Source organism: Bradyrhizobium pachyrhizi, assembly GCF_001189245.1.
Lineage (GTDB): Bacteria > Pseudomonadota > Alphaproteobacteria > Rhizobiales > Xanthobacteraceae > Bradyrhizobium > Bradyrhizobium pachyrhizi.
Window position 1 is genome coordinate 1 of sequence record NZ_LFIQ01000123.1, and the last position, 2,131, is coordinate 2,131.

The window sequence follows — 2,131 nt, forward strand, 5'->3', positions numbered from 1 at the left end:
CATAACAGTTGCCGGCCTTCGCCGGGACGATGCTGTGGCGCGTCCGCATCGCAGCCCTCTCCCGCTTCGCACGGCGAGATGTTATGGAGCGCTTCCCTCCCCGTAGCCGGAAACTTGCCGATGTCCACCGCCGTCTCTCCCCTCGCCCCGCCCGACGTTCCCGAGATGCCCGTGATCGCGGGTGTGCGGCTTGCGACCGCTGCCGCCGGCATCCGTTACAAGGGGCGCACCGACGTGCTGCTCGCGCTGCTCGACAAGGGCACCACGGTGGCCGGCGTCTTCACCAAGTCGAAGTGCCCGTCGGCGCCGGTCGAATGGTGCCGCGCCAAGCTGAAGGGCGGCGCCGCGCGCGCGCTGGTGGTCAATTCCGGCAACGCCAACGCCTTCACCGGCAAGACGGGCAAGGCGTCGACCGCGCTGACCGCGCAGATCGCGGCGAAGGCGGTCGGCTGCTCGACATCGGACGTGTTCCTCGCCTCGACCGGCGTGATCGGCGAGCCGCTCGACGCCACCAAGTTCGACGGCGTGCTGGCGCAGCTCGCACAGACCGCGACCCCCGATCGCTGGATGGACGCGGCCAAGGCGATCATGACCACCGACACCTTCCCGAAGGTCGCCACCGCGACCGTGAAGCTCGGCAAGGCCAAGGTGACGATCAACGGCATGGCCAAGGGCGCCGGCATGATCATGCCCGACATGGCGACCATGCTGTCGTTCATCTTCACCGACGCGCCGCTGTCGGCCTCGGTGCTGCAATCGCTGCTCAAGGCCAGCGTCGAGGACACCTTCAATGCGCTGACCATCGACGGCGACACCTCGACCTCGGACACGCTGCTCGCCTTCGCGACCGGCGCTGCCGCCGCCAACGGCGCGCCGAAGATCTCGCGCGCCGGCGACCCGCGGCTGAAGGCCTTCACCAAGGCGTTCCAGCAGATCCTCGCTGATCTGTCCGAGCAGGTGGCGCGCGACGGCGAAGGCGCCCGCAAGCTGGTCGAGGTCGTGGTCGAGGGCGCCACCACCAAACCGTCGGCGCGCAGAATCGCGATGTCGATCGCCAATTCGCCGCTGGTGAAGACCGCGATCGCCGGCGAGGACGCCAATTGGGGCCGCGTGGTGATGGCGGTCGGCAAGGCCGGCGAGCCCGCCAACCGCGACAAGCTCTCGATCTCCTTCAACGGCATCCGCGTCGCCAAGAGCGGCGCGCGCGATCCGTCCTACAACGAGAAAGAGGTGTCGGAGGCGATGAAGGCGCCGAAGATCCAGATCAAGGTGGCGCTCGGCCTCGGCAAGGCCAAAGACCGCGTGCTGACCTGCGACCTCACCAAGGAATACGTCGCGATCAACGGGGACTACAGGTCGTAGTCGCTTCCGTCACTACGAGCGGCGCGCGCGAGCAATCCACCTCATCCAGCGACGCGGAGATGGATTGCTTCGCTTCGCTCGCAATGACAGAATCTGCGAGACGAACTCGCATCGGGACATTGACGCCGCATGGCTGACATCAAGCTGACACTCGTCGTCGCCTGCGCGCTGGTCGATGCCGACAAGCGCGTGCTGCTGGCGCAGCGCCCCGCGGGCAAGGCGCTGGCCGGCCTGTGGGAATTCCCCGGCGGCAAGATCGAGCCGGGCGAACGCCCGGAGCAGACCCTGATCCGCGAGCTGCATGAGGAGATCGGCATCACCGTAAGCGAGCCGTGCCTCGCGCCGCTGACCTTCGCCAGCCATGCCTACGAGACCTTCCATCTGCTGATGCCGCTCTACATCTGCCGGCGCTGGGAGGGCATCGCGGTGGCGCGCGAGGGCCAGAACCTCGCCTGGGTCCGCGCAAGCAAGCTGCGCGACTACCCGATGCCGCCCGCGGACATCCCGCTGCTGCCGCATCTGATCGATCTGTTGCTGTGATCCTCTTCGCCCCTCCCGCTTGCGAGGGAGGCGCGCTGCCAAAATATCGAAAACAACCCCATGCAAAGTAGGTGGCGGTGGCCGGCGTCCGACCAGGCGACTTGACACGTCGGGCAACTCACCGGCATTATTCCATTATTCCGAAATCGTGATGTGAGTCCGCGGCTTCTCCAACGCGTCGTCCCTGCGAAGGCAGGGACCATACGCCGCGGCGGACCTTGTTGAAGGG

At 67.0% G+C, this 2,131-nt stretch carries 2 protein-coding genes; both read left to right on the forward strand.

The features are described from left to right. Positions 1-120 precede the first annotated feature (120 nt). Positions 121-1,362: a bifunctional glutamate N-acetyltransferase/amino-acid acetyltransferase ArgJ gene (gene argJ / locus AKL29_RS38230; protein WP_050387747.1), complete on the forward strand. Its 1,242-nt coding sequence runs from the start codon at positions 121-123 to the stop codon at positions 1,360-1,362. A 129-nt stretch (positions 1,363-1,491) separates the two neighbouring features. Beyond that, a complete protein-coding gene (locus tag AKL29_RS38235) occupies positions 1,492-1,902 on the forward strand; it encodes a (deoxy)nucleoside triphosphate pyrophosphohydrolase (protein WP_028337314.1) in 411 nt (136 codons plus the stop codon). Positions 1,903-2,131 lie beyond the last annotated feature (229 nt).

Coding starts and splice junctions, on each gene's coding strand:
- argJ (WP_050387747.1), top strand. CDS start 121: ATGTCCACCGCCGTCTCTCCCCTCGCCCCGCCCGACGTTCCCGAGATG.
- AKL29_RS38235 (WP_028337314.1), top strand. CDS start 1,492: ATGGCTGACATCAAGCTGACACTCGTCGTCGCCTGCGCGCTGGTCGAT.